The sequence below is a fragment of the Chryseobacterium bernardetii genome, assembly GCF_003815975.1.
In the GTDB taxonomy this organism is placed as follows: Bacteria; Bacteroidota; Bacteroidia; order Flavobacteriales; family Weeksellaceae; genus Chryseobacterium; species Chryseobacterium bernardetii.
This window is the reverse complement of the sequence record NZ_CP033932.1, coordinates 1,525,908-1,547,731: the sequence shown is the minus strand read 5'-3', so window position 1 is coordinate 1,547,731 and position 21,824 is coordinate 1,525,908. Positions and strand designations below refer to the sequence as shown.

The following is a 21,824-nucleotide window of genomic DNA, read 5'->3' as shown; positions in this document are numbered from 1 at the left end:
CATGAAGACCTCAGTAATTATTCCTGTATACAATGCCGAAAAATATCTATCACATGCTGTAGAATCAGCCTTACAGTTTGATGAGGTCTATGAAGTAATTCTGATAGAAGACCATTCTCCGGATAATGCTCTTCAAATATGCCGTGAACTGGCTCAAAAATATGATAAGGTAAAACTTTTTCAGCATCCTGACCTGGGAAATCATGGGGCCGGAGCCAGCAGGAACCTTGGACTTAGTAAAGTTACCGGAGATTTTATTGCATTTCTGGATGCCGATGATTATTTCCTGCCCAACAGATTTACAGCAGAAAAAGAACTGTTTAAAGATCCTGAAATAGAAGGCGTTTTTAATGCTATTGGTACTGAGTATCTGACAGAAAAAGGGAAACGGGAATTCACGTCCAATATCAATGACAGCGAACTTCTGACTGTTAACTATGCTGCAGAAGGAAAAGAGGTCTTCAGAGGACTTTTAAGTTTAACAACTAAAACTTTCGGTACTTTTTTCCACCTTAATTCACTTACAGTAAGAAGACATTCTCTTGAATCTAAAAAATTAAAATTTAATGAGGCTCTCCGTCTTCATCAGGATTCAGATTTCATCATTAAGCTTTCCTGTTTATGTCATTTAAAATCCGGTATAATAGATCATCCTGTGGCGATGAGAGGAATGCATGATGACAACAGAATTACTAAAATAGTAAAGTATTCTCCACAATATAACCAACGGCAATTCCTTTTCTGGAATTCTCTCTACGAATGGTCTAAAACCTTATCTCTTGAAACAGATATTGCACAGCACATTTATCTTCAGAAAATGGCATTCGAGCTTTCACAAAAAAAAGGAATTTCAAAAAAAATAGGATTGTTTGCTGCTATTTTTAAAAACCCAAATATTCTGAGGACAAAATACAGATTTACTTATTCTCATGAGACACAATAAATCATTTATTTCTTACCATCTTCAGCTTTACTTTTGAAGTAAAAGAGCTGCTGTTCTTCAGTTTTCTTAGGCAATTCATACTATTCTTTGTACTTATCTCACCCTTTTGTGGAGATATTTTTCAGAGAAAACAGGGTTACAGCATACATTTGCCTACCACATTTTATTAAAAAATCATCATTGTAATGGCTCTGGCTACATTTCTGTATCATTTTACAGAAAAAAAGATGACTGCATTCTTAAAAATAAAATTAAAAGCTTAAATTTCCAATTCCAAATGGTACTAATAAAAACACAATTGTAATTCTAAATTTATTGTAAAAAGGAGAAGAAATGAGAATCTCAGTGGTTATTCCCGTTTATAATGCAGAAAAGTATGTTTCTCAGGCGGTAAACTCTGTGCTTCAGTTTGACGAAGTGCATGAGATTATTCTGATTGAGGATAAATCCCCTGACAATGCTTTACAGATATGTCAGCAGCTAGCGGAAAAGCATGAAAAAGTAAAACTTTACCAGCACCCGGATAAGAAAAACCATGGGGCAGGCCCAAGTAGGAATTTGGGAATTGAAAAATCTACAGGAGATTTTGTTGCCTTTCTCGATGCAGACGATTATTACCTACCTAATCGGTTTAATGCTGAAAAAGAGCTATTTAAAGATCCAAAAGTAGAAGGAGTTTATGGGGCTCTTGGAGTACATTACTACTCCGAAAAAGCAAAAGAGCAATATTATCAATTATTTGGGGACAGGCTGACTACAGTTTATAAAAAACATGATCCTAAAGATGTTTTCCGTGGGCAGCTTCACATGCTGGGGCCTTTTGGGCTGTTCAGTATAGATACTTTAACAGTACGCCGGGAAGCCTTGATGAGTAAAGTAAAGCCTCTCTTCAAACCTCATTTAAGACTCCATGAAGACACAGAATTCCTGTTTCGCCTTTCTTATTATCTGGATCTTTATCCCGGAATTCTGGACAAAGCTATCGCAATAAGAGGAGTACACGAAGATAACAGAATTACGAAGGTAGATTTGCGTGTCATAGACCCTTCTGTTTCCCGGGCTATACTTTGGAAAGAAGTTGACCTTTGGTCCCAGACTGAAAGTGATATTTCTGAAGATGTAAAGATCCATATCAAAAGGATGCACAGAAGTTTTGAAATTGCAAAAGCTCCATTGCCGAAAAAATGGGCCATGATCCTTAAATACCTTGTAACAGACTATAAAAGTATAAGATCCGGCTTATACAATATCAATTTCCGGCACTCACTGATTTCTTAAAACAATAACCGAAGACTTAAAAGACTCTGATTAAAACACAAAATAAAAGAACTTTGCAAATACTCAATTAAAGCCATCTGGAAACATTTGTTCGGCAGAATTTTTGAACCAGAATTATAATACAAATAAATCTTTATTTTTATATAAAAAAAATTAGACATAAGTCTTCATAATTAACTATATTGCAACGCTTTTAACCACAAATGATAAAAAAAATTAAGTAAACAAAAATGAAAATTTCAGTAATTATTCCCGTTTACAACGCTGAAAAATATGTTACACAAGCGGTGGAATCTGCTCTGCAGTTTGATGAAGTTTGTGAAGTTATACTGGTTGAAGACAAATCGCCGGATCATGCGTTAGAAGTATGTGAACAGCTTGCCGAAAAACATGAAAGAGTAAAACTTTATCAGCATCCGGATAAAGAGAATCATGGTGCAGGCCCTACAAGGAATTTGGGAATTGAAAAATCCAGTGGAGATTTTATTGCTTTTCTGGACGCTGATGATTATTTTCTCCCCAACAGATTTGATGCTGAAAAAGAACTTTTCAAAAGACCTGAAGTAGAAGGTGTATACGGAGCTCTGGGTGTACATTACTATACTGAAAAGGCAAAAGAACAGTATTACTCTTTATTTGGGGACCGGTTAACTACTGTTTATAAAAGGCATGAACCTAAAGATGTGTTTCTTGGGCAGATCTATATGTTGGGAAGTTTTGGACTCTTCAGTATTGATGCCTTAACCATCCGCAAAGATTCTTTAATGAAAAAAATGGATTTTTTATTTAAATCCAGCCTAAGACTGCACCAGGATACGGAATTCTTATTAAGGCTCTCTTATTATCTCCGCCTCTATCCTGGAATTTTAGATAAAGCTGTTGCTGTAAGAGGAGTACACGAAGATAACAGAATCACACTGGTAGACTCTAAAAAGGTAAATCCGGCAACTACCCGCGTCCTGCTATGGAAAGAAGTGGACGCCTGGGCTGAAAATGAAAATACACTTCCTGAACATGTAAAGCTTCACATCAAAAGGATGTATCGCAGTTTTCAGATTGCCAATTCCCCCAATTCAAAAAAATGGGGAATGATCCTCAAATATCTTTTAACAGACTATAAAAGCATCCGGTCCGGGATCTATAATATTAACTTTAGGAATAATTTATTCTAATTTTATTTTCCTCTGCTTGCCAAAATAGAGTCTGCAATCTGAGCCGTAAGTTTTTTACTGGATTCCTTATACATATGATTTCCATCGGTATAATCATAATCTGCATATTTTTTTGAAAAATCAAACACCTTAACATTCTGCTTATGGCCTATATCTTTCAGTAATTCACTGAAATGAGGATATTTTCTATCCTCAATAGCCGTAAGCGTTTGGGATGTTGGTATACGAACGATATAGACAGATCCTTTTGTTCTTAAATAATTAATAATCTCATTAAAAGCTTTTATACGGGCAGGCGAAAGTTCTACCGTACTAGCCAGAAGCTTATAATCCATTTCCTTTCTACGAGTTCTTGCCGCTACAGAATCTGCATTCATATTTATATTGATTTCCATCCATCCATCATCATGGAGAAAGCTATTTGACTTTCCTGCTTCAGCTCTTTCCGTATAAATTTTAAACCAGCTTCTTGTATAATGTTTCAGCAGATATTCATAATTGGGAGACCTGTCGTAAAAATACATATCATTCAAAGGAGAATTTTCTTCCGGGAAGTCTTTTTCATTTTTAATATTCTTATTCAATGAAAGGTTCCATGGCCCAACTGTTAAAATAAAAATACCGTCTTTAGTTTCAGGATCTAATTTCCTTTTTAAAGCTTTAAAATAAACCTGGCCATAGGGAGACTGCACAATATTCAGAGAAAAGTTATCAAAATTTGCAGAAAGCTTATTTTTTAAAACTTCAGGAACTACGCCCTGAGAGCCTCGGGAATCTCCCAGTATTATATTTTTTGGTTTTTTAACGGCAAAATGCATATAGTTATCATCCGTATTGCCATCAGCATAAGATCCAAGAATTGCCAGTACAATAAGCACTGCTACAAAATAAGGTACTATTTTAATTAAAAACTTTTTCATGCTAAAACTGAAAATAAATAAATTCATTATTCCCGAAGTTGGCATAACGGAGAATGATATAAATAACTGCCAGGTAGAAAATACGTCTTATCCAGGGTTTGAATCTTTTAATTTCTAATCCGTGAAACCTTTCCCTGTTGATCCATTCTATAATCAGCATAAACCCGATCAACGCCAATATTTTTACTGGCAGTGTATGTGGAATAGAAAGCAAATCCCTGCTAAAAATTCTGCCGATATAATGAATAGCCTGAGCTACAGATTCAGCTCTGAAAAAAATCCATGCGAAGCAGGTAATCAGAAAGGTAACCAGAATCTGCATACATTCTCTGAAAGATGGCAGAAACTTCCCCTGCCCCGCAACTTCCATATTCTGACGGTTTTTATTCATGATCAGCAAAGGCATAAAATACAGAGCATTAAGACCACCCCAAACCATAAACGTCCAGTTTGCTCCATGCCAGAATCCTGACACCAGGAAAATAATAAATGTATTTCTGATCTTCATAGAAAGCCCTCCTTTACTTCCGCCCAATGGAATATACAGATAATCCCTGAACCATGAAGACAGTGAAATATGCCATCTTCTCCAGAATTCTGCAATATCCCTGGAGAAATAAGGAAATGCAAAGTTTTTCAGCAATTCTATCCCGAACAACCTTGAAACCCCCAATGCAATATCTGAATATCCGGAGAAATCTCCATAGATCTGAAAAGCAAACAATACAGCTCCTATCACAAGATTACCGGGGCTTTCTGTTTGATAATTGTTGAAGATTTCATTTACCAGCGGTGCACAGTTATCAGCAATAACCATCTTTTTGAAAAATCCCCACAGGATTTGGCGCATACCATCCACGGCCTGCTCATAGTTGAACACTCTTTCCCGCTGTATCTGAGGCAGAAGATGTGTTGCTCTTTCTATAGGACCTGCAACCAATAGAGGAAAATAGCTTACAAAAACGGCATAGTCTGTAAAGCTTCTCTCAGCCTTTATCCTTTTTTTATAGACATCAATCACATAAGATAACCCATGAAATGTATAAAACGAGATTCCTACGGGAAGTATAATATTAAGCAGCCAGATATTTACCTTAAAGCCAAAGCCATTAAGAAGGTCTGCAAAACTTCCGACAAAGAAATTATAATATTTGAAGAAGCCAAGGAAACCAAGATTGATGACAATACTCAGGGTAAGCCAGAATTTAGCTTCACGATTTGTTTTGCTGTTCTCTATTTTAATTCCTGAGATATAATCAAGACCAATGGAAAACATGAGTAAAAAAAGAAACCGCCAATCCCAACAGGCATAAAAGTAAAAGCTGGCCAATAGCAGCAGCCTGTTCTGTTCATGAAATTTCCTGTTGAAAACAAACCAATAGAGGCAAAATACTATTGGTAAAAAAATAAGAAATCCTATTGAATTGAATAACATCGTCTGTTTTTAGAAGTTAATGGCGGTTATACTTAACTGCTGCTTTATTTCTGCTGCTTCAATATTACATTTCTTGTAAACCAATATGGATAGAGTATTTTCTGTTGAGAAAACACCATTTATTCTTTGTGGGATATTTATTTGTTCATTCATTGTGAGTGTTTTGGATGATATACTTTTTCTTATTTAAATGTTCGTGAATATTCTAAGAGATAAAAATAAATGATTTAAGCTAATAAATTTACAATTCTTTTAACCAAACCTCTATATATTCTGCTTTTTTTTGATATTAAAGATGCTTATCTGAGTCTCAGGCTTTTCAGATAATCTCTTAATGGCTTTTCAATAAATTGATAAAACAGAATACAGGTTATGACAAGAACTACTATATAAATTCCAAAAACAATATCAATAGAAAAATTATAATTACCCTGCTTCAACAGCTCCCGCAGGATATAGAGAACAGGAATATGGGTAATGTATACAGCATAGCTTGCTTCACCTAAATATTGCAGAGGTTTCAATGAGAATATCTTCGTCAATACACCATTATTTCTGGATATCAAAATAATAAGAGGAATGAAGAGAATGGCCATCAGCCCATTATGGTAGAACAACGGAAGAAAAATCAGAGACAGTAAAAGAAGTCCGAAAATAATAACTACCGGCACATCATAATTTTTCTGACCTGAATTTTTCACAAAATATAATCCTGCAAGATTTCCTGCCAGGAATTCATTGATATGCATTAGTGGAAAATAGTATAGCAGCTCATGGCTTTCCGTATGTGGTCCCTGGTAATAAGATGAAGCCGAATACAGATTACAAAATACCTGTGTAATGATCCAAATAATAACTGTGATTATCCAGATGCTCTTATTTCCTTTAGAATAAAGATAATTATACAGCCAAGGAAACAACAGGTAAAAAAGAAACTCTACAGAAATAGACCAGCCTGGAAAATTAAGGATCATAGCTTCTCTCGGAATCCAGCTCTGAAGCCCAAACAGGTATAAAAAACCTTTGTAGAAACTGAAATTGGAATATCTTGTTATCAGATACAGCAGAAGCCCTAATACATACAGCGGATAAATCCTGGCAAAACGGTTTCTATAATAATCAAAATACTCAATCTTATCTTTCCTGTGGTAAGCTACAATCATGATAAAACCTGAAAGAATGAAGAAGTAACTGACTCCTACATTGGCGTGCAGAAATATATCTGAAATATAATTGATCTTATATAAAAACAGATCTTTATTGAAATGGGAAATGACAATAGCCATAGCCGCAAGAAATCTGGTAAATGTAATCTGACTTATTTTCATAAAAACCGTCTCAACAGCTGTATCATAAATTTATACCCTTATTTTTGTCCAGAAATCTTTATAAATAGGATTCACAGCATTTCCTCTCAGGATATCAGTATCTCTAAAAAATAACTCTGTCAAAATTTAAAAACACCAATATATTTTCCTTCGAGTTCTACTACAAGAGTTAATAACTGCTTTTTTCAAATGCTTGTAAACTTAATCATATGTTCACCACATTATGTGAAGCACTGATAACCTCACAGATATAATGAGTCAGTTCCAAAGCACCCCATTTTATAGAAATGTTTTGAGAACCCTTATTATTTCACCCACCATGCTGTCTTTAAGCAAGCAAAAATAAAGTTTTTTTTCCACTTTCATAAAAACAGGTTATATTTGTGTAACTCAAGTGAAAAAAAAGTATTATCCTATCCCTATTATGAAAAATGCCAGTTTACTATCAGGGTTTCATTTTTCAATGAACAGTTTTCTTTCGGTTTATTTTCTGAAATCCCTATTGGTGGCAACTGATAAAAATATCACCACTACCCATCAGGATAATCTTACAGGAATTAACCATCAATGCTTTTTATAATTCAACATGAAGTTTTCCATACTTATTGCCCACTACAATAATGCCACTTTGTTCAGGGATTGCTATGATTCCCTACTGAAGCAAACCTATCCCAATTGGGAAGCTGTTATTGTTGATGATGCGTCTTCAGAAAATGAAAAAGAGCTGGTAAAGACCATCATTGCCGGAGATGAAAGATTCAGGTTTTTCGAAAATGAAAAAAACTCTGGCGTAGGTGTTACAAAAAGCAGACTTATTGAATTGGCTACGGGGGAAATTTGCGGATTTGTAGATCCTGACGATGCCATACTTCCCACAGCTATTGAAAAAGCAGTTCAGGTTTTTAAAGCCAAAAAGAAAGTGGCGCTCACTTATTCACGTTTTATGGGTTGTGATCAGTATTTAAGGCCTATTGCTCCATTTAAATCTGCAATGCAGGTAAGGAATGGTGATCCTTTTTTCTTCAATTATCCCAATCAGATCAATCATTTTGTAACATTCAGAAAGGATGTTTATGAACAGACAGAAAAAATGAATCCTGAATTAAGGATTGCTGAAGATCAGGATCTGTACTTAAAGATATATGAAAAAGGAGATGTTTACTTCATAAATGACACCAATTATCTTTACAGGGCACATGCAGGCGGCATTTCCCAGAACAATAATAAAGGTAAATCATATGATTATTTTGCTCAGGTTGTCTTAGCTGCTATGAAGAGGAGAAATCTCACCAGCATCAACGGAAAAAAGATCCCGGAAAAATATACCAATCACCAGGAGATTTTTGCTCTTTTGGAATATCAGCATGGAATTTGGTACAGGATAAAAAAAAATATCACTATTACTTTACAAAAACTTTTCAGATAATGCCAGAAAATAAGAAAATACAGGTTCTTTTCAGACACCGCTCTATGGAAATGGGAGGGGTGGAAAAAGTGGTATTGAGCATGCTCAACAATCTTAATCCTGATAAATTTGACCTAACCATATGTCTAAACATGGACCAGGGAGAGCTTAGAAATGAAATTCCGGGCCATGTGAAAAAGGTTTACCTTACCGAAGGCAAAGAAAATTTTTCCAAAAATCCGTTCATTAATAAACTTCAGCTTGTACGCAGAAGGCTAAAGCTGATGCACATATTAAAGAATTCTAAAATTTCTGACCGTATTCTAGGAAATAAAAAGTTTGATATAGAGATTTCACCATCGTATGCCACATTCTCATCTGTCAATAATTCAAGCAATAAACATTCAAAAAAAGTAGGCTGGTTTCACTCTGAGATTAATTTACCGGCCTTGCAGCCAGCGGTTCCGGAGATCATCCACAACTTTCAGAAGTTTGATCATATGATTTACTGCTCACAAAGGATCAAAGAAATGATGCACCTTTATTATCCGGATTTAAAATATCCGGTAGAAAGTGTAGTTATCAATGCCATTCCCATTGAGGAAATTAAAAAAAAGGCAGAAGAAAGATTAGAGGACTTCCCGCAGGGCCCTGTCTTTGTTTCCGTAGGCAGACTTCATCACAGAAAAGGCTTCCACAAACTTATAGATGCCCATAAAAAACTGATAGACGAAGGCTTTCACCACAGCATCTTAGTTATTGGAAATGGAGAGGAAATGGAAAACCTGACAGAACAGATCAAAACCAATAATGTTCAGGATACGTTTATTTTATGTGGCAATAAGATGAATCCGTATCCATATATTAAAAATGCCGATTATTTTATTCTTCCTTCTGAATCTGAAGCCTGGCCACTTGTAGTTGCAGAAGCATTGATTCTACAAAAACCCATTATTGCAACAGATACCGGCGATGTTGGAATCATGATTAAAGACCGCGAAACAGGATATCTGATCCAATATGAAACCAACGAAATGTATGAAGCGATGAAAAAGTTTCTTTCTGATCCGGAATTGATATCCAGAATCAGAAAGAACCTTCTTACCATTGAAGATCAGTTTGACAATCAGAAAATCTTTAATGCCGTTGAAAAAATCCTTGAGGACCTCTATCAACAAAAACAAAGTGAACGATGACCACCATTAATTCTCTTCAAAATTTTCCAAACCAATAATATTCATCAGATCGGAAACAGTTTCCATATCTTTAAACTGATCCGGATCAAGCTGTTGATTAAAATTTTCGTCTACAAAAGCAATGACGGAGAGTAGGCTTATGGAATCATAATTTTCCAGATCCTTTAGCCTGGTATCTCTCTCCAGGACTTGTTTTTCTTCTAGTTCCTCTTGTAGTTTTTCTAAAAAAACGGAAGTTTTCATATATTTTTAAATTTTGTGATTGATGATTTGAAAATTAAAAATCTATTATAGTAGCTCCCCAGGAATATCCCACCCCAAAACCGGCCATTAAAATCCTATTTCCTTCTTTCAGCATACCTTTATCAAACATATTTTTCAGGGCAATCGGAATGGTTGCAGAGACCGTATTGCCTGTTTTCTCCATATCAATATAGAATTTTTCAGTGGGAATCTTTGTTTTCCGTCTCAGATAATTCAGCATAAAAGAATTCGCCTGATGAAAAACAAAATAATCAATATCATCCATGGTAAGTTTATTTTCATCCAAGGTCTCTTTAATCAGTCCTGGGATCTTTTCAATGGTAAAATTAAAAATTTCAGGGCCATTCATATAAAGATTCTCAGGATCAAACTCATGGTTCGGATTTACTGTAAAATCTGTCCTGAAACCTCCTTTTTTTACAATTAGATTTTCAGCTCCGCTGCCATCCGTTCCCAAACAGAATCTATAATCTCCTGCCATTATATCTTTCTCAACAATTACCGAGGCTGAGGCATCTCCAAACAGACATCGGTTTCCTTTATCTTTTGGGTGAATATGTTTGGTGTAGGTTTCTGAAGTAACTAATAAAATACTGCTGGCTATTCCTGCGGTAACCAATCCTCTGGCAAAAGCCAATCCGTAAACAAACCCGGAACATCCAAGATTAAAATCTACAGCTCCGATATTTTTTCTAAGACCAAGCTTTTCCTGTAAGATGCATGCCGTGGTAGGAAGAAAATAATCCGGGCTTTGAGTACAGAAAAGAATAAAATCTATTTTGCTCCTGTCATAATCTTTAAACACTTTTTCTGATGATTGTACAGCAAGATCCAGTACAGTCTCATTTTCTGAAGAAATATGACGCTGTACAATTCCTACTTTTTCCCGGATTCTTGCAGAACTCCATTCAGGAAATTCCTTTTCCAGATCCATATTAGTAAGAACTAATTCGGGCAAATAATATTCTATTTTAGAAATTCTTATCATATAAATTCTTTTCTTTGTATGAGAAAAACAAATTTAGAATAATGATATTTATATATCGTATCATATTAAAAATTCATACCACTTATCAATACCTTATCAAGAGAATATATCTCAAAATTTGTATTGCTAAAGGATTAAAGGTAGGAAAAAATGTTCGTTTTGTAGAAGTTCCCGAATTAGGCACAGAACCTTTTTTAATTGAAATAGGTGACGAAACAACACTTTCTAATAATGTTAGATTCATTAATCATGACGGCGGTTATAATGCCTTACATTTTTTCGAAAAATACAAGGATGTAAGAGCTTTCGGGCGTATAAAAATCGGAAAGCAATGCTTTATTGGCGCAGATACCATCATCATGCTCGGTTCTGAAATAGGTGATAACTGTGTATTGGGAGCAGGCTCCATTTTAACTTCCTCTATGCCGAGCGGAACGGTCTATGCAGGGATTCCTGCAAAATTCATCTGTACTATTGAAGAATATGGAGACAAAGCATTAAAAAACAATGTTATGTACCCGCGAGAACTCGAAGCAGACAGGCCTAAACTGGAAGCTTATGTAAAAGAACACCTCCCTCATACCTACAAACCTATAAAAAAATAAATGTCTGAAAAAAAGAAAATCCTTATTAGAATCGGTTCCCTTCGCCATGGCGGTGCAGAAAAAGTTTTGATTAACTTCCTCAAAAACCTTCCCAAAGATAAATATGAAGTTGATCTTTTGATTAACCTCTATACGGGAATGTACATACAGGAAGTTCCATCCTGGGTAAAACTCCATTATCTTCTGAAAGGGGAAATGATAACCACTAACAGGCCTCATGAAATTCCAGTGAAGGCATTCAGGGTACTATATCAGAAAATGTTCCTGATATTCCCTTCCCTTCTCTATAAATTTATACTGAAAAATAAAAAATACGATGTAGAAATAGCGGCTATCCATGGGATGTATAAAGAAATACTATCCAGCCCGCAAAAGGACTCCAAAAAGATCGTATGGGTTCAGAATGACATCTTTAATCTGAAAGAATATACGCCAGAAATAATCAGGCAGTTTTTCAATTTTGACAAAATTCTGGTCATTTCCAACAAACTTAAAGAAGAAATGCAGAAGCTGGCCCGTAATGAAAAAGAAAAACAGGCCGTTGTTAAAATATTCAACCCTATTGATTCTCAGGATACACTTAGGAAAGCTGAAGTTGAAATTAATGATTATCCTTTTTCCAAAGACCTGCCAACCTTTGTAACCATAGGAACAGTGTATCCTCAAAAAGGCTACGACAGACTTTTAGATGTTCATAAAAAATTAATGGATGAAGGATTAAAACATCAGATCATCATTATCGGAGATGGATTTGATTTTGAAAATATTCATGCAAAGCTCAATCAGCTAGGACTTCAGGATACGGTAAAGATGCTTGGCTTCAGAAGTAACCCCTATCCCTACCTTAAAACATCGGATTTTTATGTAATGTCATCCCGACATGAAGGATTCCCAACGATTATTGCAGAAGCCCTGATCCTGAATAAGCCCGTTGTGTCCACAGATGTTTCAGGAATAAAAGATCTTCTGCAGGACGGAAAATTAGGTCTCATTACCGCTAATTCTGAGGACGGGATTTATAAGGGAATGAAACAATTCTTAATTCACCCCGAGCTTCCGAAACAATATGAAAAGGAAATAGCAGAGACTGAGCTTCCCTTTGTCCTTGAAAAATCGGTAGCACATCTTCAGGAAATCATTGATTATGTATAAAATATTTTGTTATGCCAGAGTATACAGCAATACAGAAAGATTTTTACAGGGAAAGCGGTAAATGGCTTTCTACATTTGGGATTTGGAAAAAATGTATTAATCCCAATCTACATTATCTCTACCTCTTCAGAAAGGCTCAGAAACACCGGAAAAAACCTATTTCCGGGGTATTCTGGAAATTTCTCCTAAGACATTATCAAATAAAATATGGCTTCCAGATTTATCCTGAAACACAGATTGGCGAAGGATTGTATCTTGGCCATTGGGGTGCCCTCGTCATCAATCCTAAAGCTAAGATCGGTAAAAACTGTAATATTGCCCAAGGGGTAACAATAGGACAGCAGAACAGAGGTAAAAATGAGGGATACCCTGTTATTGGAGATGAAGTATGGATAGGCCCGAATGCCGTTATTGTTGGAAGTGTGAGTATAGGGAACAATGTTTTGATTGCGCCTAATGCCTATGTGAACTTTGATGTTCCTGAAAATTCTATGGTTATGGGGAATCCCGGTAAAATTTACCCGGCAGATAATGCTACTCAAGGATACATTAACAATAAAATATAAGCTGTCTTTCACAAAGGACAGCTTTTTTATAAATTTAAAAATATTTTAACCTTCATATCTTATTTATGGTTTATACTTTGTAAATTTATCTTGATTTTTTTAACGTTTGGATTATTGAAAACCTTTATTCATGCTAAAACAAAGTATACTGGAATATTACATATGATTTTAAGCATATTTTAATATTAAACTTTGTTAAAAGTAGATAGTTTTTCCGTAAAAATTATATTTTTGTATAATTATTGATTCGATCTATTGATTTCGAAAATAATTTAAACGAAATAAATAATTATAAACCTTTTTTAATTGTAAAATTATGTCACAATCGTACGAAGTTATTTTTGAGAACAATAAGAAATGGGTAGAATCTAAAGTTGCACAGGATCCCAACTTCTTCCATGAGCTGGCAAAAACTCAAACTCCTGATTATCTCTACATAGGATGCTCAGACAGTAGAGCTACAGCAGAAGAACTGATGGGAGCCAAACCAGGGGAGGTTTTTGTTCACAGAAATATTGCCAATGTTGTGAATACTTTAGATATGAGCTCCACAGCAGTAATTCAATATGCTGTAGAACATCTTAAAGTAAAACACATTATCGTTTGTGGACATTACAACTGCGGTGGTGTAAAAGCAGCGATGACTCCTCAGGATTTGGGATTATTGAATCCTTGGCTGAGAAACATCCGTGATGTTTACAGATTACATCAGGCAGAACTTGATTCTATCGAAGATGAGGATAAGCGTTATGACAGGCTGGTTGAACTTAATGTTCAGGAACAGTGTATCAACGTTATCAAAATGGCCTGCGTACAGGAGAGGTATATTTTAGAAGAACAACCTGTTGTACACGGCTGGGTATTTGACCTTAGAACAGGTAAAATTATTGATCTTGAGATTGATTTTGAGAAAATCTTAAAAGATATTCAGAAGATCTACAACCTTACCGGTTCAGATTGGGTAATGAGCAGAAAGACTAAATAGTTTTTCGAAAAAAAGAATGTGAAATGAAATTCTGGAGTATTATTGTATTAACGTTTTTTCTGAATTTTACAGCGCTGCCAGGCATTGCTGCGGTGGCAGGCTGGGACATTGTAAGAACGAATATAATAGTAAATGAAGAAGAATCACATTCTCACCCGTCCTCATTTATTGTTTATGAAAAGACTATTCCTAAACCTTTAGATGTTTTCGACTATCTGAAGTTTTCTGAGCCTGCACCTCAGTCTATGTCTTTTGTACTGGTAGATGATTCCTTTCATCTATCCCCTTTACTTACTATATTTTCTCCGCCTCCGGAAGCTTAATTTTTAAAAGTAGTAGTTAGATTTTATAGTTATTCATGCCTTTAAGGTACTGAATAAGCTGTTTATGCTTTAAAAATTAATTTTCCAATCTTTTATAATTGATTATTTAAGAATAAATCAATCGGTTATAATATTTTCAAAAATATCATGAAAAAAACATCATTATTAGGAGGAATCAAGGAGAATTTCCCTTCCGGACTCGTTGTATTCTTAGTAGCACTGCCTTTGTGCTTAGGAATCGCCCTAGCATCTGGAGCACCGCCATTATCAGGAATTATTTCCGGGATTGTGGGCGGGCTTGTTGTAGGATTTCTTAGTAATTCAAACATATCAGTTTCAGGACCTGCTGCAGGTCTTACAGCTATTGTGCTTACCGCCATTACCGACCTTGGAGCATTTGAACTCTTCTTATGTGCCGGGATTATTGCCGGGATTATCCAATTGGTTTTAGGCTTTGTAAGAGCCGGCAGTATTTCCAATTATTTTCCCAATAATGTAATTGAAGGAATGCTTGCAGCCATCGGTATCATTATTATTTTAAAACAAATTCCTCATGCACTGGGATTTGATAAGGATTATGAAGGCAATCAGTCATTATTCAGCAACGGACTTAATTTCGGTTATTTTACTGAACTTTTCGGAGCTATTCATCCTGGAGCTATTATTGTAACAGCAGTATCTGTAGGAATTCTTATTGCCTGGGATAAAATTCCGGTTCTTAAGAGAATGAAAATGCTTCCGGGCGCACTGGTAGCAGTAGTTACAGGAATATTATTAAATGAACTGTTCAAACTATCAGGAAGTTCATTGGCTATTGGTACAGAGCACTTGGTTTCACTACCTGTTCCACAGTCATTGGATGACTTTAAGAACCTGATTACTATGCCGGATTTCGGAGGTTTTACCAACCCAAAAGTGTGGATCGTTGGGGCAACTATTGCCATTGTAGCATCAATTGAAACATTACTTTGTATTGAAGCATCAGACAGATTGGATAAGCAAAGAAGAATTACAGACACCAATCTTGAGCTTAAAGCACAGGGAATTGGAAACCTTGTCAGTTCATTTATTGGTGGGCTTCCCATGACTTCCGTAGTGGTGAGGAGTTCAGCGAATGCCAATGCAGGAGCTACATCCAAAGTATCTGCTATGATTCATGGGGTGCTTCTATTAGTTTGTGTATTGAGTATTCCGGTTATTCTGAACCTGATCCCGCTGGCAACTCTTGCTGCTGTTTTAATCCTGGTAGGATATAAACTGGCGAAGCCTGCTACTTTCAAACATTTCTGGCATCTGGGGAAATTCCAGTTTGTACCATTCGTGGCAACTGTTGTAGCTGTTGTGGCAACCGACCTGTTAAAAGGAGTTGGAATTGGTCTTGCGATCTCTGTATTCTATATCCTTCAGGGAAATATGAAAAGAGCTTATTACCTAAGCAGAGAAAAACTGGATGACGCGGATGGAATCAAGATTAAACTGGCTGAAGAAGTATCTTTTTTAAATAAGGCAGCCATTAAAAAAACACTAAAAAACATTAAATCTAACTCTACTGTAATCATTGACGCGAGAGAAACTTCATATATTGCGACAGATGTACTGGAAATGATCCAGGATTTTGCCAATATCCGCGCAAAAGAAGAAGATATCAATGTAGAACTTCTGGGCTTCAAAACTTCATACAAAGATTATGAGAGAAGCCAGGATTCTCATATTCTGATTACCCACAAAAGAGCGATGTAAGCTCAAAACCAATTTTATTTTAAACTTAACAATTCAACAAACAACTAAAATTATATGAAAGCACATACATACGAAACCCAGTCTACCATTACTCCTGAAAAAGCTTTGGAATTTTTAAAGGAAGGAAACCAAAGGTTCGTTAATAATCTTAAAGCCAACAGAGACCTTCTGGAGCAGGTAAATGCAACCCGCGAAGGACAATGGCCTTTTGCCGTAGTTCTAAGCTGCATAGACAGCCGTACTTCTGCAGAATTGATTTTCGACCAGGGTCTGGGAGACGTTTTCAGTATCAGAATTGCCGGTAACTTTGTGAATCAGGACATTCTCGGTTCCATGGAATTTGGCTGTAACGTTGCGGGTTCTAAACTGATCGTGGTTTTAGGACACACTAAATGCGGAGCCCTGAAAGGAGGTCTTGATGCAGCACAAATTGAAGGGATGGGAATGGATAACCTGAACCATCTTATCAATCATTTCAACCCGATTATCAATGAAGTGATTGAAGAAAATGAAGAACGTTCATCAAAAAACAGTTCTCTTTTGGAAAGGCTTAATCACCAGAATGTAAAAAATGCTATTGAAGACATCCGTAAACAAAGCTCAACACTTAAAAGACTTGAAGAAGAAGGGAAAATTAAGATTGTTGGAGCTAACTACGATGTTGAAACAGGTGCAGTAAGCTGGTTATAGAATAATCAAGAGTCCTATTTAAGTACTTTCTAAAAAGTATGTAATACAGCTCAGATAAATTGATTGGAAATTAATTTAAATGCATAACAGAAGGCCATCGGAAATCCGATGGCCTATTTTTTTATCGTAGCAGAAAACAATTAGTTATTTCCCGTTAAATGTGGACATTGTATTGTTAATTCCTGCAAACACAAAGGAAAGGCTTGCTTTTGAAAAAGTATCGATTCTTTCTGTGAGTTTTTCCGTTTCTTCTTCATTCCATGTTCCTAATACATAATCTACCTGGCGCCCTGCAGCAAAGTCTGCTGAAATTCCAAAGCGAAGTCTTGCGTAGTTCTGAGTCTGTAACACTTCATTGATATTTTTTAATCCGTTATGCCCTGCATCAGAGCCTTTTCCCTTCATTCTCAGAGTCCCGAAAGGCAGTGCCAGATCGTCTGTTACGATCAGTACATTTTCCAAAGGAATATTTTCTTTCTGCATCCAGTATCTTACAGCGTTACCTGATAAATTCATGTATGTATCCGGTTTAAGAATAAAGACTTTCCGCCCTTTATACTTCCCTTCTGCCATCCAGCCGAAATTAGCAGTATTAAATGATACTTCAAGTTTTTCAGCTATTTTTTCAGCTACTTTAAAACCTATATTGTGTCGTGTATTTTCATATTCTGAGCCTTTGTTCCCCAGCCCAACAATTAAATATTTCATCAGAAATTTTTTACAAAATTAAGGGATAAAAAATAAAAAACTCAATCTTGGGAAGATTGAGTTTAAATATTGTTGAAAAACTATTCTATTGTGGTTTATAAATATAGTTGATACCATAGCCCTTTGTCATGTATGTCTGCAGATCATATACATAATTTGTACTCATTACAATAGGCTGAGGAATATTTGCACTAAGATCTGTTACGGACCATCTTTTAGGATTATTCGGAGATAGAATTAAACTCTCTTTAATGCTGTGTTTTGTGGCCAATAATCTTGAGATCTTATATACATTCGGTAATAGGGTAAATGGACTGATCTGTTGATCGTAAGCATAATACTCATAGCCATATTTCTCAGTAGGGGTACCATATACAATTGGGTTATTGGATGTTACCGGACCGGAAGTATTAAGTACTTTAGACACATTGTCTCCAGCATAAGTAAACTCGGACTTGTAATATTCTTTATAATTAATGGGACCTCCCATAGTTTCTTCTCCTTTTATTGTAATGATAGACTCCAGCTTTGAAGTAGCAGTATTATAAGCTAAAGTATGAATATATTTTTCTGAAGCGAATAAGGTTTGAGGGCCTGGCTTAGTAGAAGGCGGAACCGGTGGCGGTCTTCTGAAAACAGAACGGGTTTCAGAAATAGACTGTAGTCTGCTGTTATTTCCATAGTTGAACTGTCTCTCGTAAGATATACTGTCTTTATCCAGCTTTCCATTTCCATCAAGATCAAGAAAACCCCTGAAGTTAATCTGGCTGATTCTGTCACCACTGTACATAATATCTGTAATAGAAGCACTATCTGTGATAACCCTGTTCATAAGCAGTCCGCTGTATTGATATTCTGCCAGAGTAGTTTTATCTGTAATTTCTTTATATAAAGCTCTTGGCCCGCTCAGTCCTCCTGTATTGTTCAGATCCAAAAGAGGATTCCCGTCTTCATCCAATAAATCTTTGCAGGAATGTATTGAAGAAAAGCCTGCAATTAATAAGATAAAATAGAAAATTTGTTTCATTTCCTGGTAATTGATTATTTTTTGACAAATATAATTTTTTTTTGCATAAAAATTATATGATTATTTATATTCTGATAAGATTAACAATAATTATTCACCTATAATTTGTAATAGATAAACATCAGATTCTGAGATCTGTTATTAGAGTTTGATAAGATCTCTGATGTTCCTGAGCTGTGTAAAGTGAGATCGGCAAACTGAATGGAAAAGCACCAGCCAGCACCTGAAGAAAATAGTTTTTTACCATATATTTTAAATTTATTCAAATATAATTCAATTTTATACAATACAGTCTATTTCCAGCAATAAATTCACAAAGAACAGAGCCAATAAATAAAAAAATCTAAAAACATAACGTTTTTAGATTCTTAATTATTATATAGATATGAAAATTAATAAGGCTGTAATACAGACGTTGTTAAGACAGACTGTGCCATATCAGCATTAAGAGATGCTGTATCTACCGCTTTACCTACTCCAAGTACATTATTATTCAATGTTCTGTTTGTACAGGCTACTTTAACAGAATATTTGTTTTTAGGGCTAAGATTCTGAAGTGTTGCATTAAGGTTAAATATTTTATAAGTCCCACTATCTCCCTGCAATACATCAGCTCTTACTGCTTTAAGTTTATTATCTACAAAAACACCACATGCAAAACCTGCTGATGAAGCATTATTTGCCTTTTGAGCAGTGGTTTGAAATGAAAATGTTACTTTATTTGTCATATTGGTAATAGAAAATGTATCAATAGCCTGAGGTATCACAATCCAGCTACTCGTTAAGTCATCATCTAAATCATAAGGTACAGGATTACCATTGCTATTGAATGAGACTCCCGTTTGATCTGCAACAGTATTTATAGAAAATAAAGACATACTTCCCTGCCCGTCAGCGATTTTGATACTTTTCCAATCGTTTACAGCCATTTCCGAATTGTTATGGAAGATATCTCCATCATTCCCTGCCGACCCTTTCAGTAAGTCAGTACCGGCAGTTCTTAATTCTTTTCTGATATTAACATCTCCATTTACATCCAGCTTATTAACAGGAGTTGAAGTATTTATACCAACCTGAGCGCTAACCAGCCCGATAATTAATAAAAATTGAACAAAAAATATTTTTTTCATAGTTGGTTTTAATTTGTTATCGTATTAAACACTTGTGGTACTTCATATACATCTGCTTTCAAAGATGACTGAGCAATAAAACTATTAATATTGCTACTTGTATTTGTTCCTATAGTCAGTTTTCTGTTAGAAGCATCTCCATAAGAAGCAAGTCTTGAGCATCCTACGCTCACAGTATGGTCTCCTTTAGAGAGGTTCGTTACAATTCCAATTTGATTATGAGTAGCAAAAGTGAACTGAGCACTACTTGCCCTTAGGTTATTCTGCCTCAAATTAATCAGTTTATCATCTACAAAAATCCCACAGGCATAATCTATAGAGGTATCCGGATTTCCATTGGCCGCAAAATTGGCCTGCACAACTGTTTCAAACTGAAAATAAGCTTTACTCTCGGTACTGAAAACGCTGATCTTCTGAGTCAGTCCGTCTATTTTTTTAAACCCGCTAAGATTAGAAAAACTGGCTCCTTTTGTAAAGGTCGCCGCTTTTGAAGTCGTCATATTAGGCTGTTCCGAAGATAAAAATCCAACCCCAGTGTTATCTGAAAGAGAATTGTTAAAAATCAGATAAAATTTATTAGGTTCATATTCAGGAATACGGAGCGTTTTCCAGGTAGGAGGATATCCTTCTCCCTGCGACACCAGTAGCTGGTCATTATTTCCCATAGAAAGAGTATTATCTGTAACATCAAGTACAGCAATCTTATCTCTCAGATTTAAATCTCCGTTTACATCCAGTTTTGCTTTTGGAGAATCAGTATTAATACCCACCTGTGCGGAAAGCATCAATCCTGAGGTAAGAAGTAGAGAAGAAAGAAAATTTTTCATCATTTTGATTAATTGGATTTATAAGTTACATACTCAATAACATCTATCTTCATGGTAGATTCCAGGGTGAATGCATTAGATGCACCATTAGAACCTTGCACATCACGCCCAATAGCAAATTGGGAGTTTACATTGGAAGTACTTATTTTTCTACAGGCAATCTCCAGTTTCTGAACTCCGACAGGAACATTGAGTTCTGTATAGTTGAGGGTGAAAATATAATCCTGGAGTCCGTTTTTCCCTGAATTATTACTGGAGCCTACCCTGTCCGGACGTACAGCCACCAACTTATTATTTCTGAAAACTCCGCAGGCAAATCTTACATTTTCTGAAGTGGTAGACACTGGAGCTTTCATTTCAATTCCAGTCTGAAACTGATAAGTAAGCCTGTTCTTCCCATTTTTAATGGTAAATGTGTTTGTGAGACCATCAATTTTTACCCATTTGCCTTTGCTGGCATCATTAATATCGTCTCCCACACTATTTCTAGAGGTCCCATCACCTTGAATCCCATTGGTAAGAGTTAAAATACCTGTTTGATCTGATGACAAATACGAATTAATCAGTTTGTACTGCCCTTCTTCCATAAAGGGAACATTTATAGATTTCCAAACAGGAGATTTACCTTCTCCCTGAGAAACTAATACCTGTCCGTTCAAACCTGCACTTCCAATTGTAGAAGAAGTGCCTCCTACTCTAAGTTCTCCTCTTAAAGTAGTTTTTCCATTCACATCGAGCGTTGACTTTGGTTTCGTGGTCCCGATTCCCACCTGTGCGTTCGCGTAGAAAGATAAAAATCCAACTACACAACTGAATATAATTTTTTTCATAATAAGGACTGCAAAGGTACAAATTACGAATCGAAAAAATTCCAGTTATTATACTTAAAGCTATAGAAATAAACATATTACACAATAGAATTTTTTATACCAAAAAGTAGAATTATTTCTACATTCAGCCATTTGGAAAGCCAAACTGAATTTATACAATACCTCAAACCACTTCTGTTGCGTGCTTTACGCTGTGGCTTTTTCTCATTGAAAAGTGATTTTAACACTACTAAACAAGGGTTAATTCTCATAAGCAGGAATATTCCAGGCAAAAAACATGATAATAATCACAAAAAAACCATATAAAAATTC

At 35.6% G+C, this 21,824-nt stretch carries 23 protein-coding genes; 12 read left to right on the top strand and 11 right to left on the bottom strand.

All coding sequences use genetic code 11. The features are described from left to right. Position 1: 1 nt before the first annotated feature. The 3 genes from EG339_RS07150 (at position 2) to EG339_RS07140 (ending at position 3,393) form a co-directional block, all read left to right on the top strand. Positions 2 to 943, top strand: coding sequence for a glycosyltransferase family 2 protein (locus tag EG339_RS07150; protein ID WP_123869608.1), 942 nt, complete (start codon positions 2 to 4; stop codon positions 941 to 943). Positions 944 to 1,276: 333 nt separating this feature from the next. Next, positions 1,277 to 2,221, top strand: a complete 945-nt coding sequence (locus tag EG339_RS07145; protein WP_123869607.1) for a glycosyltransferase family 2 protein — start codon at positions 1,277 to 1,279, stop codon at positions 2,219 to 2,221. Between the two features lie 230 nt (positions 2,222 to 2,451). Further along, on the top strand, positions 2,452 to 3,393 hold the full coding sequence (locus EG339_RS07140) for a glycosyltransferase family 2 protein (RefSeq protein WP_123869606.1): 942 nt from the start codon (positions 2,452 to 2,454) through the stop codon (positions 3,391 to 3,393). Between the two features lie 2 nt (positions 3,394 to 3,395). On the opposite strand, the gene EG339_RS07135 is transcribed toward EG339_RS07140, so the two are convergent. The 4 genes from EG339_RS07135 to EG339_RS07125 form a co-directional block, all read right to left on the bottom strand. Continuing rightward, a complete protein-coding gene (locus EG339_RS07135; protein ID WP_228459717.1) occupies positions 3,396 to 4,313 on the bottom strand; it encodes a hypothetical protein in 918 nt (305 codons plus the stop codon). A 1-nt stretch (position 4,314) separates the two neighbouring features. Continuing rightward, positions 4,315 to 5,748, bottom strand: a complete 1,434-nt coding sequence (locus EG339_RS07130; RefSeq protein WP_123869604.1) for an MBOAT family O-acyltransferase — start codon at positions 5,746 to 5,748, stop codon at positions 4,315 to 4,317. Between the two features lie 9 nt (positions 5,749 to 5,757). Beyond that, positions 5,758 to 5,901 (bottom strand): hypothetical protein, encoded by a 144-nt coding sequence (locus tag EG339_RS24190; RefSeq protein WP_164465419.1) that lies wholly within the window; start codon positions 5,899 to 5,901, stop codon positions 5,758 to 5,760. A gap of 146 nt (positions 5,902 to 6,047) precedes the next feature. Continuing rightward, positions 6,048 to 7,076: an acyltransferase family protein gene (locus EG339_RS07125; RefSeq protein WP_123869603.1), complete on the bottom strand. Its 1,029-nt coding sequence runs from the start codon at positions 7,074 to 7,076 to the stop codon at positions 6,048 to 6,050. A gap of 586 nt (positions 7,077 to 7,662) precedes the next feature. Here EG339_RS07125 and EG339_RS07120 point away from each other — a divergent pair. Continuing rightward, the gene (locus EG339_RS07120; protein ID WP_123869602.1) at positions 7,663 to 8,502 is read left to right on the top strand and encodes a glycosyltransferase family 2 protein; all 840 of its coding nucleotides are present in this window, start codon (positions 7,663 to 7,665) and stop codon (positions 8,500 to 8,502) included. Then, the gene (locus EG339_RS07115) at positions 8,502 to 9,677 is read left to right on the top strand and encodes a glycosyltransferase (protein ID WP_123869601.1); all 1,176 of its coding nucleotides are present in this window, start codon (positions 8,502 to 8,504) and stop codon (positions 9,675 to 9,677) included. The genes EG339_RS07120 and EG339_RS07115 overlap by 1 nt, the downstream gene beginning before the upstream one ends. Before the next feature lie 6 nt (positions 9,678 to 9,683). On the opposite strand, the gene EG339_RS07110 is transcribed toward EG339_RS07115, so the two are convergent. Together EG339_RS07110 and EG339_RS07105 are read right to left on the bottom strand one after the other, a co-directional pair. Continuing rightward, the gene (locus EG339_RS07110) at positions 9,684 to 9,920 is read right to left on the bottom strand and encodes a phosphopantetheine-binding protein (protein ID WP_123869600.1); all 237 of its coding nucleotides are present in this window, start codon (positions 9,918 to 9,920) and stop codon (positions 9,684 to 9,686) included. A 34-nt stretch (positions 9,921 to 9,954) separates the two neighbouring features. Beyond that, complete coding sequence (locus EG339_RS07105) at positions 9,955 to 10,929, bottom strand: 3-oxoacyl-ACP synthase III family protein (protein WP_123869599.1); 975 nt, start codon at positions 10,927 to 10,929, stop codon at positions 9,955 to 9,957. A gap of 41 nt (positions 10,930 to 10,970) precedes the next feature. On the opposite strand from EG339_RS07105, the gene EG339_RS07100 reads away from it, so the two are divergent. The 7 genes from EG339_RS07100 (at position 10,971) to EG339_RS07070 (ending at position 16,990) form a co-directional block, all read left to right on the top strand. Continuing rightward, positions 10,971 to 11,534 carry an acyltransferase gene (locus tag EG339_RS07100; RefSeq protein WP_123869598.1) on the top strand — a complete coding sequence of 188 codons (564 nt, stop codon included), beginning with the start codon at positions 10,971 to 10,973 and terminating at the stop codon, positions 11,532 to 11,534. Then, positions 11,535 to 12,686 (top strand): glycosyltransferase, encoded by a 1,152-nt coding sequence (locus EG339_RS07095; protein ID WP_123869597.1) that lies wholly within the window; start codon positions 11,535 to 11,537, stop codon positions 12,684 to 12,686. Between the two features lie 11 nt (positions 12,687 to 12,697). Next, entirely contained in the window at positions 12,698 to 13,252 is a 555-nt protein-coding gene (locus EG339_RS07090; RefSeq protein WP_123869596.1) for a serine acetyltransferase, read from the top strand. Between the two features lie 316 nt (positions 13,253 to 13,568). After that, positions 13,569 to 14,237 (top strand): carbonic anhydrase, encoded by a 669-nt coding sequence (locus EG339_RS07085; RefSeq protein WP_123869595.1) that lies wholly within the window; start codon positions 13,569 to 13,571, stop codon positions 14,235 to 14,237. A gap of 23 nt (positions 14,238 to 14,260) precedes the next feature. Then, a complete protein-coding gene (locus tag EG339_RS07080) occupies positions 14,261 to 14,560 on the top strand; it encodes a hypothetical protein (protein ID WP_123869594.1) in 300 nt (99 codons plus the stop codon). Positions 14,561 to 14,707: 147 nt separating this feature from the next. Beyond that, on the top strand, positions 14,708 to 16,300 hold the full coding sequence (locus tag EG339_RS07075; RefSeq protein ID WP_123869593.1) for a SulP family inorganic anion transporter: 1,593 nt from the start codon (positions 14,708 to 14,710) through the stop codon (positions 16,298 to 16,300). Between the two features lie 54 nt (positions 16,301 to 16,354). Beyond that, positions 16,355 to 16,990 (top strand): carbonic anhydrase, encoded by a 636-nt coding sequence (locus EG339_RS07070; RefSeq protein WP_123869592.1) that lies wholly within the window; start codon positions 16,355 to 16,357, stop codon positions 16,988 to 16,990. A 144-nt stretch (positions 16,991 to 17,134) separates the two neighbouring features. Here EG339_RS07070 and pth read toward each other — a convergent pair whose 3' ends face one another. From pth to EG339_RS07045, 5 genes are all read right to left on the bottom strand, one after another. Continuing rightward, positions 17,135 to 17,698, bottom strand: a complete 564-nt coding sequence (gene pth, locus EG339_RS07065) for an aminoacyl-tRNA hydrolase (protein WP_123869591.1) — start codon at positions 17,696 to 17,698, stop codon at positions 17,135 to 17,137. Between the two features lie 85 nt (positions 17,699 to 17,783). After that, positions 17,784 to 18,725, bottom strand: coding sequence for a hypothetical protein (locus EG339_RS07060; RefSeq protein ID WP_123869590.1), 942 nt, complete (start codon positions 18,723 to 18,725; stop codon positions 17,784 to 17,786). 392 nt (positions 18,726 to 19,117) lie between these two features. Continuing rightward, positions 19,118 to 19,855, bottom strand: a complete 738-nt coding sequence (locus EG339_RS07055; RefSeq protein WP_123869589.1) for a hypothetical protein — start codon at positions 19,853 to 19,855, stop codon at positions 19,118 to 19,120. A gap of 8 nt (positions 19,856 to 19,863) precedes the next feature. Further along, a complete protein-coding gene (locus EG339_RS07050; RefSeq protein WP_123869588.1) occupies positions 19,864 to 20,685 on the bottom strand; it encodes a hypothetical protein in 822 nt (273 codons plus the stop codon). A 5-nt stretch (positions 20,686 to 20,690) separates the two neighbouring features. Continuing rightward, positions 20,691 to 21,512 (bottom strand): hypothetical protein, encoded by an 822-nt coding sequence (locus EG339_RS07045; protein ID WP_123869587.1) that lies wholly within the window; start codon positions 21,510 to 21,512, stop codon positions 20,691 to 20,693. Between the last annotated feature and the right edge of the window lie 312 nt (positions 21,513 to 21,824).

Excerpts from the sequence above, each read along its gene's own strand:
- EG339_RS07150 (WP_123869608.1), top strand. The coding sequence starts at position 2 with ATGAAGACCTCAGTAATTATTCCTGTATACAATGCCGAAAAATATCTA.
- EG339_RS07145 (WP_123869607.1), top strand. The coding sequence starts at position 1,277 with ATGAGAATCTCAGTGGTTATTCCCGTTTATAATGCAGAAAAGTATGTT.
- EG339_RS07140 (WP_123869606.1), top strand. The coding sequence starts at position 2,452 with ATGAAAATTTCAGTAATTATTCCCGTTTACAACGCTGAAAAATATGTT.
- EG339_RS07135 (WP_228459717.1), bottom strand. The coding sequence starts at position 4,313 with ATGAAAAAGTTTTTAATTAAAATAGTACCTTATTTTGTAGCAGTGCTT.
- EG339_RS07130 (WP_123869604.1), bottom strand. The coding sequence starts at position 5,748 with ATGTTATTCAATTCAATAGGATTTCTTATTTTTTTACCAATAGTATTT.
- EG339_RS24190 (WP_164465419.1), bottom strand. The coding sequence starts at position 5,901 with ATGAATGAACAAATAAATATCCCACAAAGAATAAATGGTGTTTTCTCA.
- EG339_RS07125 (WP_123869603.1), bottom strand. The coding sequence starts at position 7,076 with ATGAAAATAAGTCAGATTACATTTACCAGATTTCTTGCGGCTATGGCT.
- EG339_RS07120 (WP_123869602.1), top strand. The coding sequence starts at position 7,663 with ATGAAGTTTTCCATACTTATTGCCCACTACAATAATGCCACTTTGTTC.
- EG339_RS07115 (WP_123869601.1), top strand. The coding sequence starts at position 8,502 with ATGCCAGAAAATAAGAAAATACAGGTTCTTTTCAGACACCGCTCTATG.
- EG339_RS07110 (WP_123869600.1), bottom strand. The coding sequence starts at position 9,920 with ATGAAAACTTCCGTTTTTTTAGAAAAACTACAAGAGGAACTAGAAGAA.
- EG339_RS07105 (WP_123869599.1), bottom strand. The coding sequence starts at position 10,929 with ATGATAAGAATTTCTAAAATAGAATATTATTTGCCCGAATTAGTTCTT.
- EG339_RS07100 (WP_123869598.1), top strand. The coding sequence starts at position 10,971 with ATGATATTTATATATCGTATCATATTAAAAATTCATACCACTTATCAA.
- EG339_RS07095 (WP_123869597.1), top strand. The coding sequence starts at position 11,535 with ATGTCTGAAAAAAAGAAAATCCTTATTAGAATCGGTTCCCTTCGCCAT.
- EG339_RS07090 (WP_123869596.1), top strand. The coding sequence starts at position 12,698 with ATGCCAGAGTATACAGCAATACAGAAAGATTTTTACAGGGAAAGCGGT.
- EG339_RS07085 (WP_123869595.1), top strand. The coding sequence starts at position 13,569 with ATGTCACAATCGTACGAAGTTATTTTTGAGAACAATAAGAAATGGGTA.
- EG339_RS07080 (WP_123869594.1), top strand. The coding sequence starts at position 14,261 with ATGAAATTCTGGAGTATTATTGTATTAACGTTTTTTCTGAATTTTACA.
- EG339_RS07075 (WP_123869593.1), top strand. The coding sequence starts at position 14,708 with ATGAAAAAAACATCATTATTAGGAGGAATCAAGGAGAATTTCCCTTCC.
- EG339_RS07070 (WP_123869592.1), top strand. The coding sequence starts at position 16,355 with ATGAAAGCACATACATACGAAACCCAGTCTACCATTACTCCTGAAAAA.
- pth (WP_123869591.1), bottom strand. The coding sequence starts at position 17,698 with ATGAAATATTTAATTGTTGGGCTGGGGAACAAAGGCTCAGAATATGAA.
- EG339_RS07060 (WP_123869590.1), bottom strand. The coding sequence starts at position 18,725 with ATGAAACAAATTTTCTATTTTATCTTATTAATTGCAGGCTTTTCTTCA.
- EG339_RS07055 (WP_123869589.1), bottom strand. The coding sequence starts at position 19,855 with ATGAAAAAAATATTTTTTGTTCAATTTTTATTAATTATCGGGCTGGTT.
- EG339_RS07050 (WP_123869588.1), bottom strand. The coding sequence starts at position 20,685 with ATGATGAAAAATTTTCTTTCTTCTCTACTTCTTACCTCAGGATTGATG.
- EG339_RS07045 (WP_123869587.1), bottom strand. The coding sequence starts at position 21,512 with ATGAAAAAAATTATATTCAGTTGTGTAGTTGGATTTTTATCTTTCTAC.